This window comes from Pseudomonas sp. ERMR1:02, assembly GCF_002277815.1.
GTDB lineage: Bacteria > Pseudomonadota > Gammaproteobacteria > Pseudomonadales > Pseudomonadaceae > Aquipseudomonas.
Map to the genome: position 1 here is coordinate 238,730 of NZ_NKJI01000002.1, position 13,004 is coordinate 251,733.

A 13,004-nucleotide genomic window follows, 5' to 3' on the forward strand; every position below is an offset into this window, starting at 1 on the left:
AAAATTAAGCGACCACCGTCGCGGCCGGCCATTGCTGAAGCGGAATCGGCAACTTGCGCGACTCGCCACGACCCATCGGGAAGTACAGGAAACCAGTGCGCGACAGGCGCTCGGCGTCGTACAGATTGCGGCCGTCGAAGATCACCGGTGCATTGAGCCGTTGGCGAATCAGGTCGAAATCCGGGGCCTTGAATTGCTGCCATTCGGTGCAGATGATCAACGCGTCGGCACCGGCCAATACCGATTCCGGTGTGCCCATGAGCATCAGCTTCTCTTCATTGGGGTACAGTTTCTGGGTTTCCTGCATGGCTTCCGGGTCGAACGCCCGCACGTTCGCGCCGGCGGCAAACAACGCTTCGAGCAGCTCCCGGCTCGGCGCATCGCGCATGTCGTCGGTATTGGGTTTGAACGCCAGGCCCCACACGGCAAAGGTCTTACCGCGCAAATCACCCTTGTAGAACGCCTTGACGCGTTCGAACAGCTTGTGTTTCTGCCGCTCGTTGATGGCTTCCACCGCTTGCAGCAGGTCGCTGGAACAATGGGCCTCCTGGGCGCTGTGGATCAGGGCGCGCATGTCCTTGGGAAAGCACGAGCCGCCATAGCCGCAGCCGGGGTAGATGAAGTGGTAGCCGATGCGCGAATCGGCGCCGATGCCCAGGCGTACCGATTCGATGTCGGCCCCCAGGTGTTCGGCCAGTTCGGCGATCTGGTTGATAAAGCTGATCTTGGTCGCCAGCATGCAGTTGGCGGCGTACTTGGTCAGCTCGGCGCTGCGCAGGTCCATGAACATGACACGGTCATGGTTGCGGTTGAACGGCGCGTACAGGTCACGCATCACGTCGCGCACCTCATCGCTTTCGCAGCCGATGATGATGCGGTCCGGACGCCGGCAATCGGACACGGCCGAGCCTTCCTTGAGAAATTCGGGGTTGGAGACGATATCGAATTGCAGCTCGCGTCCGGCCTTGACCAGGCAGCTGTCGATGTGCGCGCGCAATGTATCGCCGGTCCCCACCGGCACCGTGGATTTCTCCACCAGGATCACCGGTGTTTCACGGTGCCGCGCCACGGCGTCACCCACCGACAGCACGTACTGCAAATCCGCAGAGCCATCTTCCCGGGACGGTGTGCCTACCGCGATGAACAATACCTGGCCATGTTGCACGGCAAGTTTTTCGTCGGAGGTGAACTGCAACCGCTTGGCGTCCAGGCTTTCGCGCACCAGGCTGGCCAGCCCCGGTTCGAAAATGCTGACGTGGCCTTGCTGCAGCAGCTCGACTTTTTTCTGGTCAATGTCCATGCAAACCACGTCATGGCCGACTTCAGCCAAAACGGCGGCCTGGACCAGGCCAACATAACCGCTACCAAATACACTTATTTCATGAGGCACTCCTGAGTTCGGGCGCGCGAGCAGGTCGAGAATTAATGGTGATGACGCCGAGGATGATCAAGGCCACCCCGAGCTTTTGGAAAGACTGAAATCTTCGTGGAACAGCGGCAGACTGGCGGCAGCCAGATACACCAGCGCGTAGCTGATGCTCAGCAGCGAGTACGCCCGACCCAAGGGCAGGTCCCGCAGGGCGAGGAGCCAGCTGAGCATCGACAGGGCGTAGGCAAGGATCGCCGCCAGCACCACGGCAATGGGCGCCAGGTCGAAGTCGGCACCGAGCCAGTGTTCGGGTGATGGCAGGCGACTCATGCTCCAGCGCATGCCCAGTTGAGCGGTGCTGACCAACAGCACGCTGCCCAGCGCGAAAGCGATACCGCGACGCTGGTTCATGCGTGTTGCCCCAGCAGTGCAACACCACCGATCACCAAGGCGACACCCAGCCAGTGACGGCGGTCGATGTGTTCGTGGAAAACGAAGCGGGCAGCCAAAGTGATCAATACGAAATTGAGGCTGAGCATGGGGTAGGCGATGCTGACTTCCAGGCGTTGCAACACCAGCAGCCACACCAGCAGGCCCAACCCCAACGCAGCGAGTGCCAGCCAAAGCCATGGGGAGCGAAGTTTCTCGCTCCAGCCCGATGTCTGGCCACGCCAGCTTTCCACGGCGTACTTCTGGGCGATCTGGCCCAGGCAAGTCAGCAGGCAGGCGGCCAGCAACAACAACAGACTCATGGCGCCGCCTGCGGAATGATCAAAATCACAATGTTGCCTTGTTCGTATCGCTTGCCTTCCTTGGGCAGCATTTCCAGCTCTTGCAGCTCGTCGTCACCCTTGACCCGCATGACCACGCCTACCGAGCCTTGCTGACGGGCATCCTGCATCCATTGCTGCACATGGTCGGTATCGACGCGGTGCTTCAGCGAATCGGGATAAGCAAGACCATATTTCAATTCGCCTATCGTGTTGTACAACGCCACTTCCGGGCGTTTCAGGCGCCAGGCCAGGGCAGATGCCGCGCCCAGGTCGTTGCTCAGCAATTGCCGGGTCTGGTCTAGTTCCGCTATGTGCTCGAGGATGAATTGATCGGGCATCTTGTTGGCGACCACTGATTGCGGCAGGCCGGCCGGCAGCAGTCCGATCAGCATCAGGCTGCCGAATCCCGCTGCAGCCCAGCATTGCACGGGACGGAAGGCTTGCAGCAGGTTAGCCATGATCCAGCCGATCAGGCCGATGAACACCAGCACCAGGTTGTGCAATTCGTGGTCGTACAGCGGCTTTTTCAGTTGCAGGTAGACCAGAGCCAGCAGGGTGACCAGGCCCAGGGTCAGGTTCAGCAGGCCGTTGATCCTCAGAGTGCGGCCTTGCTCCAGTTTCAAGCGATCGGCCAATGCATGGCCCAGCAGCAATGCCAAGGGCAACAGGCATGGCAGGATGTAGGCCGGCAGCTTGCCCTTGCTCAGGCTGAAAAAGAACAGCGGCATCAGCAGCCACAACAACAGGAAGGCGATATTGGCCTGGCGCCGGGTTTGCCAGGCTTGCTTCAACGCTGGCGGCAACAGTGCCGCCCACGGCATGCTGAATGCCACCAGCATTGGCAAGTAGTACCACCACGGAGCGTCGTGCTGGGCGTCGTCTCCGGCGAATCGGCGGATGTGTTCGTGCCAGAAGAAGAAGCGCCAGTAATCGGGCTCCTGGGCATGCACCGCCAAGACCCATGGCAGGCTGACGATGATGGCCACGACAATCGCCAACGGGCCGTATGTCAGCAACTCACGCCAGCGTTTTTGCCAGATTATCCAGGGCAGGGCGATCAGTACCGGTAGCAGCCAGGCGAGAAAGCCCTTGGTCATGAAGCCCATGCCGCAGGCGAGCCCCAACATCGCCCAGGCGATCAGTCGCTGACCGCGACCGCTGCTGTCCAGTGCAAACCACAGCGCCACCAGGCTCAGGTTGACCCAGAACGTGAACTGCGGATCGAGGTTGGCATAACCGGCGGCGCCGGCAACGACGGTGAAGCTCATGTACAGCAGCGCGCAGGCGAAGCTCTTGCGCGGCTCGTTCCACAAGCGGCGTGCGATCAGGTAACAGAGCAATACGCTCAGGCCAGTACTCAACGCCGAAGCGAAGCGCACGCCGAACAGATTTTGTCCGAACAGTGCCTGACCGAGGGCGATCATCCAGTAGCCGGCCGCCGGTTTTTCGAAATAGCGCACGTCCAGGAAGTGGGGTGATACCCAATTGCCGCTCAGGAGCATGTTCTGGCTGATCTGGGCGTAGCGAGTTTCGTCAGGAATCCATAAACCGTGGCTGCCCAGCGGCAGCAGGTACGCCAGCGCCATGATGACCAGCAACAACGGCAATGCCCAGCGTCTGCTCATGCGCCTTGCACTCCCAGCCAGCCTTCGCGACCTTCCAGGGTGCCACGCACCACGCGACCGTTCGGCAGGCTGCCGGGTTCTTCGGGCAGCAGGTCGCCCAAGGGTTGAAAACGAATGCCACGCTGGCGCGCATCGGCCAGCAGGTGACGAAAATCATTGGCCATCAGAATCCCTTCTACTTCGGCATGGATCGTGTAGACGTTGAGTTTTTCCGGGGTGAATCGGTCGAGAATGAAAGCGTTGAAATCCTTGGCGGCAACGTTCGGCCCGACCACTTCGTCGAACGTCGGCAAGTCTACCGGAATTTGCGGCGCGCCAGGGCGGCCATCGGCCAGGATCGGTCGGAACAGGCTTTGGCCCCGGCAATCGCTGTTGTAACGAAAGCCGAAAGCCTGCTTGGCTTCGATGACGCGTTCGTCCGCACGCCAACCGGCGGCGGCCGAACATTCGATTTTCTCCCCGAGAATGTCGCTGAGCGTATCCACACCCTGACGAATCTGTTCGATCAATCGAGTGTCATTCCAACGCCCGGCATTGGCCTGCCAGCCATGGTGATCCCAGGCGTGCAGGCCGACTTCGTGCCCGGCATCCCGGGCCTGGCGCATCAGGTGCCCCAGGTCGCGGCCGATCGGTTTGCCGGGCCAGGCAGTGCCGGCCAGCAAAATGTCCCAGCCATAAAGGCCTGCGGCATTGGAACGCAACATTTTCCAGAGAAACTGCGGACGGATGAGGCGCCACAAGTGGCGCCCCATGTTGTCCGGCCCGACGCTGAAAAAGAACGTCGCCTTGACCTGTGCTTCATCAAGGATTTCCAGCAGCCGAGGCACCCCTCACGGGTGCCTCGGTAGGTGTCGACATCGATACGAAGTCCTGCTTGCATCAACGCTTGTCCGCGATTTCGAGCATGGCTTCACGAAGGAAGAAGTCCAGAGTGTTGCCGATGGTTTCACTCATTTCCACGGTCGGCGCCCAGTCCAGCAGGCGCTTGGCGTTGGCGATGCTCGGCTTGCGATGAGACACATCCTGGTAGCCGGTGCCGTAGAACGCCTTGCTTTCGATATCGCGGAAGCCGGCGAACGGTGGGAAGTTAGCACGCAGAGGGTGCGCTTCGAACTGACGCAACAGCTCTTCGCCCAACTGACGGATGCTGGCCTCGTTGTCCGGGTTGCCGATGTTGATGATCTGGCCGTTGCAGGCATCGTTGTCGTTGTCGATGATCCGCGCCAGGGCTTCGACGCCGTCGGCGATGTCGGTGAAGCAGCGTTTCTGCTCGCCGCCGTCGAACAGACGAATCGGCGTGCCTTCCACCAGGTTCAGAATCAGCTGGGTAATGGCGCGGGAGCTGCCGATACGTGCCGAGTCCAGACGGTCCAGGCGCGGTCCCATCCAGTTGAAAGGACGGAACAGGGTGAAGTTCAGGCCTTTCTGGCCGTAGGCCCAGATGACGCGGTCCAGCAACTGCTTGGAAACCGAATAGATCCAGCGCTGCTTGTTGATCGGACCGACGATGAGGTTGGAGTTGTCTTCGTCGAAATTGTTGTCCTGGCACATGCCATAGACTTCCGAGGTCGACGGGAAGATCACGCGCTTGTTGTACTTGACGCAGTAGCGAACCAGTTTCAGGTTCTCTTCGAAGTCCAGTTCGAATACGCGCAACGGGTTGCGGGTGTACTCGATCGGTGTGGCGATCGCCACCAGTGGCAGGACCACGTCGCACTTCTTGATGTGATATTCGATCCACTCGGAGTGAATGCTGATGTCGCCTTCGACGAAGTGGAAATTCGGATGGCTGCGCAGGCGCTCGATGGCGTCCGAGCCGATGTCCAGGCCATAAACTTCGTAGCGGTCATCGCGCAGCAGGCGCTCGGACAGGTGATTGCCGATGAAACCGTTGACGCCGAGGATCAGCACGCGGGTGCGACGTGGCGCGCGACCGGACTCGGCGCCGCGCAGCACGGAGCCGTCAACCAGGCCCAGTTCGTTGGCCAGTTGCGGGCCACTCAGGTACAGGCCGTTTTCGTTGCGCTGGCCGGCGTTGATCACCAGCGAGTCCTGGCCACAGGCGATGCGCAGCGGATCGACGCTGATGACCCGGCCCGGTGCCAGGCCTTCGTTGCCTTGGGCGACTTCGGCGCTCCAGACGATCAGTTTGTGTTCGCCTACCGCGCAGAACGCCCCTGGATACGGCTGGGTTACGGCGCGCACCAGGTTGAACAGTTCTTCTGCTGGTTTGTTCCATACCAGTTTGCCGTCAGCCGGGGTGCGTCGGCCAAATACCGTGGCTTTGGATTCGTCCTGCGGCGTTTCGCTGATTTTGCCCTGACGTAGCGTTGGCAGGGTATCGCGCAGCAGATCGGCGGCGGCCACGCGCAGTTTGCCGTGCAGGCTCAGCGCGGTATCGGTGCGGTCAATCGCCACCCGTTGCTGGGCAACGATAGCGCCGGCATCGGCGCGCTTGACCATGCGATGCAAGGTCACGCCGGTTTCGGTTTCGCCGTTGACCAGCACCCAGTTGGCCGGAGCGCGGCCACGATAGCGTGGCAACAGCGAGCCGTGCAGGTTGAACGCGCCTTTGCGTGCGGTGGCCAGCAACGGCTCGCTCAGCAGGTTGCGATAGTAGAACGAGAACAGGTAGTCGGGATCGAGTTTGGCGATGCGCTCGATCCACAGCGGATGGTTGGCATCTTCCGGGGCATGCACTGCAATGCCATGACGTGCGCACAGTTGTGCCACGGAACCGTAAAAGGCGTTCTCTTTCGGATCATCGGCGTGGGTAAACACAGCCGCGATCTCAAAGCCGGCCTCGAGCAGGGATTCGATACCCGCACAGCCAATATCGTGATAGGCGAAGACAACTGCTTTTGTGCTCATGAAAGAACCTGATCTGAAGAAGTGGAAACAAGACCGTCAACGGTGACAGCGGGATTAGAAGCGGCAGGCTGGCTGCGCAGAACCTTTTCGATAAAGAACCGCGGGCGGGCACGTACATCGCTGTACATGCGGCCCAGGTATTCACCCAACAGGCCCATGCCGATGAACTGGCCACCGGTGAAAACAAACAGCACGGCGAACAACACGAACGTCCCGTGGCCAGCCCAACTGGCACCGAAGACCAAACGCAGGAAGATCAGAGTCATGGCGAACAGCACACCCAAACCGGCCATTGCGAAACCGACGATGCTCAGCAGACGCAGGGGCGTGGTGGTCATGCAGGTGATCAGGTCGAACATCAGGTTGATCAGGCGCATGGGGCTGTACTTGGATTCGCCGTGTTCACGCTCGGCGTGGGTCACAAGGATTTCCGTGGTATGACGGGCGAAGCTGTTGGCCAGGATCGGGATGAACGTGCTGCGTTCGCGGCAGGCGAGCATGGCGTCGACGATGGTGCGCCGGTAAGCGCGCAACATGCAGCCGTAGTCGCTCATGGCCACGCCGGTGGAGCGCTGCACTGCCAGGTTGATCAACTTCGATGGCCAGCGGCGCAAGGCCGAGTCCTGACGGTTGCTACGCACAGTGGCGACCACGTCGTATCCGAGTTCGGCCTGGGCCACCAATCGCGGAATTTCTTCGGGCGGATTCTGCAGATCAGCGTCGAGAGTGATTATCACGTCGCCCTTGCACTGTTCGAAACCGGCCATGATTGCTGCGTGCTGGCCGTAGTTGCGGTTGAGGATGACCGCCACCACCGGGCTGTCCGGGCGGGAGGCGGCCTGCTCCAGAAGGTCCGCGGAATCGTCACGGCTACCGTCGTCTACCAGCACGATTTCGTAGGGCTGGTGCAATTGCTGGCACGCCGCTTCAGTGCGACGCAGCAACTCCGGCAGGCTGGCTTCTTCGTTGTAGACCGGTATCACGATCGACACGAGGTTAATTGGGTAGGGTCTCACAGGCGTGTGTCCAGGCAGTTTTCAATGGCACCGACGACGCGCTCGACGTCATCGGTGGTCATGTCGGGGAACAACGGGATCGAACACAGTCGCGCCGAGTTCCATTCGGTGTTGGGCAGGTGAAGATCGGGGAAGCGCTGGCGGTAGTAAGTATGCATGTGCGTGGCAATGAAGTGAATGCCGGTGCCGATGTTCTGTTCCTGCAAGGCTTTCATGAACGCTTCGCGATCCAGCCCGCAGCGTTCGGCATCGATGCGCAGGATGAACAGATGCCAGGCGTGCTGTTGCGCATAGGTCGGGATAGCCAGTGGTTGAACCGGCAGACCTTCAAGGCGCTGCAGGTAAGTGCTGGCCAGTTGCGTGCGTTTGGCGTTGATCTCGTCCAGTCGCTCCAGTTGCACCAAGGCGATCGCGGCGTTGATGTCGGCCAGGTTGTATTTGAAACCGGGCTCTACCACCTGCGCCTGAGGTTTACGGCCATGGGTCAGGCGGTCGTACGCGTCAACACCCAGGCCATGGAACTTGAGCATGCGCACCCGGGCGGCGAGGGCTTCATCATCGCTGACGAACATCGCACCTTCGGCGCAGGTCATGTTCTTGATCGCATGGAACGAAAATATAGCGGTGCCTTTGGCACCGACGTGGCGACCTTTATACAAGGTACCTGCGGCATGGGCGGCGTCTTCGATCACCGCAATGCCGTGTTTGTCGGCCAGCGCATACAGTGGGTCGAGGTCGAACGCCGCACCGGCGTAATGCACCGGGATAATTGCTTTGGTGCGTGGTGTGATCGCCGCTTCGATGCTCGCCAGGTCACTCATCAGTGTGTCGCGGTCAACATCGACGAACACTGGCGTTGCGCCAAGCAGGCAAATCATGTTGGCGGTCGATACCCAGGTCTGCGACGGAGTGATGACTTCATCGCCGGGGCCGATGCCGAGTGCCAACAGAGTGATGTGCATCCCGCCAGTGGCCGAGGATAGCGCCACCGCATGACGGCAACCGACATAGTTGGCGAAGTGTTCTTCCAGGGCCTGATTTTTGGGGCCGGTGGTGATCCAGCCTGAACGCAGTACTTGCTCTACCGCTGCTATTTCCTCATCACCGATACTGGGGCGGGAGAAGGGAAGAAAAGCCTGACTCATGGGTACCTCTGGGCTGTAAAGGGATAGCCTTTGAGGCTAAAACGTGGATCCAATGTCAGAGTAGACGATAAAAATGAAGCTGCATCAATCAGTTAATAGACACTGGTGAGAATTTGCATCGGTTGACTTTCCCTGCTTTGGACGGCAGGTTGGGAACCCATCGAGGCTGTCCGCATCCGTAAGAGGGTAAGCCCGATTTTGTGAAAGGAACATGAAAAAACGGTGGGCGAATCGTTCATCTGCAAGTTATTAAGCCACTGTTCAGACTTCTACCGTTTATCGCGACTGATGACGGACAAGTCCCACAGAAGTATCACTATCATGTGAACCATGTTGCACTCCTTAGTTGTTTCATTGAGCTGTTTTCACTCAAGGCCGTGTCGTTTTGATTGACTTACCTGTTGCTGATTCATTTACTCCAAAGGCCAACCCGTTGACCGTGTATCTGGCGCGATTGGCGCCGTCCAGCCAACTGACCATGCGGTACGTGTTGCAGGACGCTGCCGACCGCCTGGGCTTCGAAGACGTGAACATCGAAGAGATTCCCTGGCATGAGCTGCAGCCCGAGGATGTGATCGCGCTGGTGGCCACCTTGCGCACCGATGGCTATGCGCCCAATACCTCGTCGCTATACGTCAATGCGGTGCGCGCAGTGATGAACGAAGCGTGGCGCATGAGCCTGATCAGCCAGGAACATTTGTTGAAAATGCGCTCGGTCAAGGGCATTGCCGGCACCCGATTGTCCCAGGGGCGCAATCTTCGCCGCACGCTGATCCAGGAGCTGATGGAAGTCTGCGCCGCCGATCCACGCCCCCAGGGCCTGCGGGATGCGGCGATCATCGGGATTCTGTATGGCTCGGGAATGCGCAAGTCGGAGTCGGTGAACCTGGACCTGAAGCAGGTTGATTTCACCGAGCGCAGCCTGCGGGTCACGGCCAAGGGCAACAAGCAGTTGATCAAGTACGCCCCGGCCTGGGCCTTCGCCAAACTCGATGCCTGGCTGGAGTTTCGTCGTTCACAACTGAAGGAAGGTGAAGTGGACGATACCTTCCTGTTCAACCGCATTCGCCGTGGCAGCCACATCACCCGCGAGCGCATTACCAAACATGCGATTTACTACATTGCGAGGCAGCGCGGTGCGCAGGTGGGGGTGAAAATCATGCCCCATGACTTCCGTCGTTCGTTCATCACCCGGGTGATCGAAGAACACGATCTGTCGATCGCGCAGAAACTGGCCCACCACAGCAACATCCAGACGACCGCCAACTACGACGTGCGCGATGACAACGAACGGCGTCGGGCGGTGGATCGCTTCGATCTTTGATCGTAATGCTGGTCTTGTGCTGGTCTCGTAACCCTTGTAGGAGCGAGCTTGCTCGCGATGGGCCTGAGAGCGCCGCGGTGTACCGGGCTAGCAGCGTCATCGTTGACGTCCATCGCGAGCAAGCTTCGCTCCTACAGGGGAAATGCGTTCGGACTCCCAAACAGGGAGGCGGCGGGCCCACGGGACAGGGTCAGTTTCAGCGCAATACGGGGTTCAAGGCTCGCTCAGCACGTGTGCATGGCCGATGGTCGAGACGTGAACGGCGCTGCCGGCCGGTGGCGCGTACATGCCTGAACTGCGCACCAGCAGTGATCGGCCCGAGTCTTCACCGGATGCCGAAGACTGCAACTCCACCGTAAGTGTGCAGGTGTTGCCGCTGAAATCCCGTTCGGTCACCACGGCGCGGCAACCTGCGACTTCCGCGCTATCGGGCAGGGCGCTGGCCAGTTGCAATTGCTCGGGCCGCAGCATGATCTGCGCCGCGCTGTTGTTGCGGTGGTTGTTGACCGGTATTCGCCCCAGATCGCAATGGGCCCAGCCGGCTTCGATCCGGGCAGGCATGACCACGGCGTCGCCCAGAAACAAAGCGGTTTGTTCATCCTCGGGGTAGCGGTAAAGATCCAACGGATGCCCGGACTGTACCAGCCGGCCGTGGCGCATCACCGCCAGTTGATCGGCGAAGGACAGCGCTTCACTCTGGTCATGGGTGACCAGGATGGTGGTGACGCCGGCCTCCGCCAGCAATCGCGCGACCAGTTTGCGCATGTTGGCGCGCAGGCCGGTATCGAGCGCCGAAAACGGTTCGTCCAGCAACATCAGCCGCGGTTGCTGCGCCAGGGCGCGGGCCAGGGCTACCCGTTGCTGCTGACCACCGGACAGCTCGTGGGGCCAGCGCTGGGCCATGCTCGAGTCCAGGGCGACGCTGTCCATCAGTTCAGCCACGCGTTCCTGTTTTTCGCGGCCCGTGGTCGCCAGGCCGAAGCCGATGTTGGCCGCTACCGTCATGTGCGGGAACAGCGCGCCGTCCTGTGGCACATAGCCGATCAGGCGTTGATGCGCCGGCACCTCATGGGTGCTGTCGACCAGGGTCTGGCCGTTGAGCGACAGGTATCCGGAATCGGGGAACTCGAAGCCGGCGATCATCCGCAGCAAGGTGGTTTTGCCCGACCCGGAGGGGCCGACAATCACCGTGCGACTGCCGGTGGGCACCGAAAGGCTGACATTTTCCAGGGCTTTTTGCGCGCCGTAGGATTTGGAGATCGAATGCAGTTCTAGAGCGTTCATCGGCCAGCCGTCTTTTTGGATTGGTGATAAAGGATTCCGGTCAACGGAAGCGACAGCACAATCATCATCAGGGCATAGGGTGCCGCGGCGGCGTAATCGATTTCGCTGGTCAAGGCCCAGAATCCGGTAGCCAGCGTGCGTGTGCCGTTGGGGGCGAGCAACAGGGTAGCGGTCAGTTCATTGGTGATCGCCAGGAACACCAGCGCGGCGCCCGCAGCAGCCCCAGGAGCAGCCAGACGCAGGGTAATCAGCCACAACGCCCGCGCCGGCGAACGGCCCAGGCTGCGAGCCATGTTTTCCAGTTCCACCGGCGCCTGGGCGATGCCGGCACGCAGACTCACCAGCGCGCGGGGCAGGAACATCAGCAGGTACGCCAGCAGCACGGTGATCGTGGTCTGGTAGATCGGCCGGGCAAAATGGATGGTCACGGTGACCAGGGCCAGGGCCACGACTATCCCCGGCAAGGAGCTGGTGATGTAGTTGCAGCTTTCCAGCAGCCGTTGCAGTCGGCCGGGCGAGCGAATCGACAGCCAGGCAATCGGGATGGCGGCGCAGGTGGTCAGGGCCGCGCCCGCCACACCGAACAGCAGGGTCTGTTCCAGTGCCGGCAACAGTTCGGTCATGTCCCAGACCTGCAAGCCTCCTGCAACCAGCCACTTGCCCAGGGTAATCAGCGGTACACCCAAGGCCAGGGCGCAAGTGACGATCTGCAAGACCAGCGCGAGTACCGTTGCCGGGGTGTTCAGGCCGACAACCCGTTGTTCCCGGGCACTGCCGGAACCGACGCGAGCATAGCGCGCATGACCACGGGCGGCGGATTCGGCGGTCAGCATCGCCAGGCAACACAGTGCCAGCACGCCAGCCAGCAGATTGGCGGCAGGTCCGTTGAAGGTGGATTTGAACTGATCGAAGATCGCCGTGGTGAAGGTGTCGAAGCGGATCATCGCGTACAGGCCGTATTCGGCCAGCAGGTGCAGGCCGACCAGCAAGGCGCCGCCGCAGATGGCCAGGCGCAATTGCGGCAATACCACGCGGAAAAACACCGCCCAGGGTTTTAGCCCCAAGGACTCGGCGACGTCTTCGATGGATGGATCGAGTCGACGCAATGTCGCGGCAACCGGCAGATAAAGAAACGGGAAGTAGGCGATGACCGAGACCAATACGCCGGCAAACAAACCGTGAATCGGCGGCACCAGACTGACCCAGGCATAACTGTGCACAAACGCCGGCACCGCCAGCGGCGCGGTCGCCAGCAACGACCACCAGCGCCGTCCCGGTAAATTGGTGCGTTCAGTCAGCCACGCCAGCGTCACCCCCAGCGCGATACACAAGGGAACGGTAATGACCACCAGCAGCACGGTATTGACCAGCAATTCGCCAACCCGTGGCCGGAACACCAGCGGCGCCAGCGTGGCCCAACCGGTTTGCAGGTACACGCCGATGACGAAGGCGATGGGCAGCAGCGCGAGCAATGAAACCAGCACCGATAAACCGACCACCCACGCGCCACCGCGGCTCGCGAAAATACCCCGTGATCGTCGACGCAGGTTGGCGGGTGTTGTGTCTATAACACCCGCCGGTAAGGATTCAGGCATCA

General features: G+C 60.6%; 8 protein-coding genes and 3 pseudogenes. 1 reads left to right on the forward strand and 10 read right to left on the reverse strand.

From position 1 onward, the window contains the following. Window positions 1–2: 2 nt before the first annotated feature. From CES87_RS04725 to arnB, 8 genes and pseudogenes are all read right to left on the reverse strand, one after another. Window positions 3–1,390 (reverse strand): annotated as a pseudogene (locus CES87_RS04725) (UDP-glucose/GDP-mannose dehydrogenase family protein); the annotation flags it as partial. Next, window positions 1,380–1,780: pseudogene (arnF, locus tag CES87_RS04730) on the reverse strand (4-amino-4-deoxy-L-arabinose-phosphoundecaprenol flippase subunit ArnF). The pseudogenes arnF and CES87_RS04725, both read right to left, overlap by 11 nt. Continuing rightward, window positions 1,777–2,121 (reverse strand): 4-amino-4-deoxy-L-arabinose-phosphoundecaprenol flippase subunit ArnE, encoded by a 345-nt coding sequence (gene arnE / locus CES87_RS04735; RefSeq protein WP_128605169.1) that lies wholly within the window; start codon window positions 2,119–2,121, stop codon window positions 1,777–1,779. Before arnE ends, arnF begins: the two are co-directional and overlap by 4 nt. Next, on the reverse strand, window positions 2,118–3,767 hold the full coding sequence (arnT, locus tag CES87_RS04740; protein WP_128605170.1) for a lipid IV(A) 4-amino-4-deoxy-L-arabinosyltransferase: 1,650 nt from the start codon (window positions 3,765–3,767) through the stop codon (window positions 2,118–2,120). Before arnT ends, arnE begins: the two co-directional genes overlap by 4 nt. Further along, window positions 3,764–4,647 (reverse strand): annotated as a pseudogene (gene arnD, locus CES87_RS04745) (4-deoxy-4-formamido-L-arabinose-phosphoundecaprenol deformylase). The gene arnT and the pseudogene arnD overlap by 4 nt, the downstream one beginning before the upstream one ends. Further along, window positions 4,647–6,638 (reverse strand): bifunctional UDP-4-amino-4-deoxy-L-arabinose formyltransferase/UDP-glucuronic acid oxidase ArnA, encoded by a 1,992-nt coding sequence (gene arnA / locus CES87_RS04750; RefSeq protein WP_128605171.1) that lies wholly within the window; start codon window positions 6,636–6,638, stop codon window positions 4,647–4,649. The pseudogene arnD and the gene arnA overlap by 1 nt, the downstream one beginning before the upstream one ends. Further along, the gene (gene arnC / locus CES87_RS04755; RefSeq protein WP_128605172.1) at window positions 6,635–7,654 is read right to left on the reverse strand and encodes an undecaprenyl-phosphate 4-deoxy-4-formamido-L-arabinose transferase; all 1,020 of its coding nucleotides are present in this window, start codon (window positions 7,652–7,654) and stop codon (window positions 6,635–6,637) included. The genes arnA and arnC overlap by 4 nt, the downstream gene beginning before the upstream one ends. After that, entirely contained in the window at window positions 7,651–8,799 is a 1,149-nt protein-coding gene (gene arnB, locus CES87_RS04760; protein WP_128605173.1) for a UDP-4-amino-4-deoxy-L-arabinose aminotransferase, read from the reverse strand. Before arnB ends, arnC begins: the two co-directional genes overlap by 4 nt. Window positions 8,800–9,184: 385 nt before the next feature. Here arnB and xerC point away from each other — a divergent pair, with 385 nt between their 5' ends. Continuing rightward, window positions 9,185–10,123 (forward strand): tyrosine recombinase XerC, encoded by a 939-nt coding sequence (gene xerC / locus CES87_RS04765; protein WP_128605174.1) that lies wholly within the window; start codon window positions 9,185–9,187, stop codon window positions 10,121–10,123. A 213-nt stretch (window positions 10,124–10,336) separates the two neighbouring features. Here xerC and CES87_RS04775 read toward each other — a convergent pair whose 3' ends face one another. Both CES87_RS04775 and CES87_RS04780 read right to left on the reverse strand, forming a co-directional pair. Next, window positions 10,337–11,407 (reverse strand): ABC transporter ATP-binding protein, encoded by a 1,071-nt coding sequence (locus tag CES87_RS04775; RefSeq protein ID WP_128605176.1) that lies wholly within the window; start codon window positions 11,405–11,407, stop codon window positions 10,337–10,339. Next, window positions 11,404–13,002, reverse strand: a complete 1,599-nt coding sequence (locus CES87_RS04780; RefSeq protein ID WP_128605177.1) for an iron ABC transporter permease — start codon at window positions 13,000–13,002, stop codon at window positions 11,404–11,406. Before CES87_RS04780 ends, CES87_RS04775 begins: the two co-directional genes overlap by 4 nt. Window positions 13,003–13,004 lie beyond the last annotated feature (2 nt).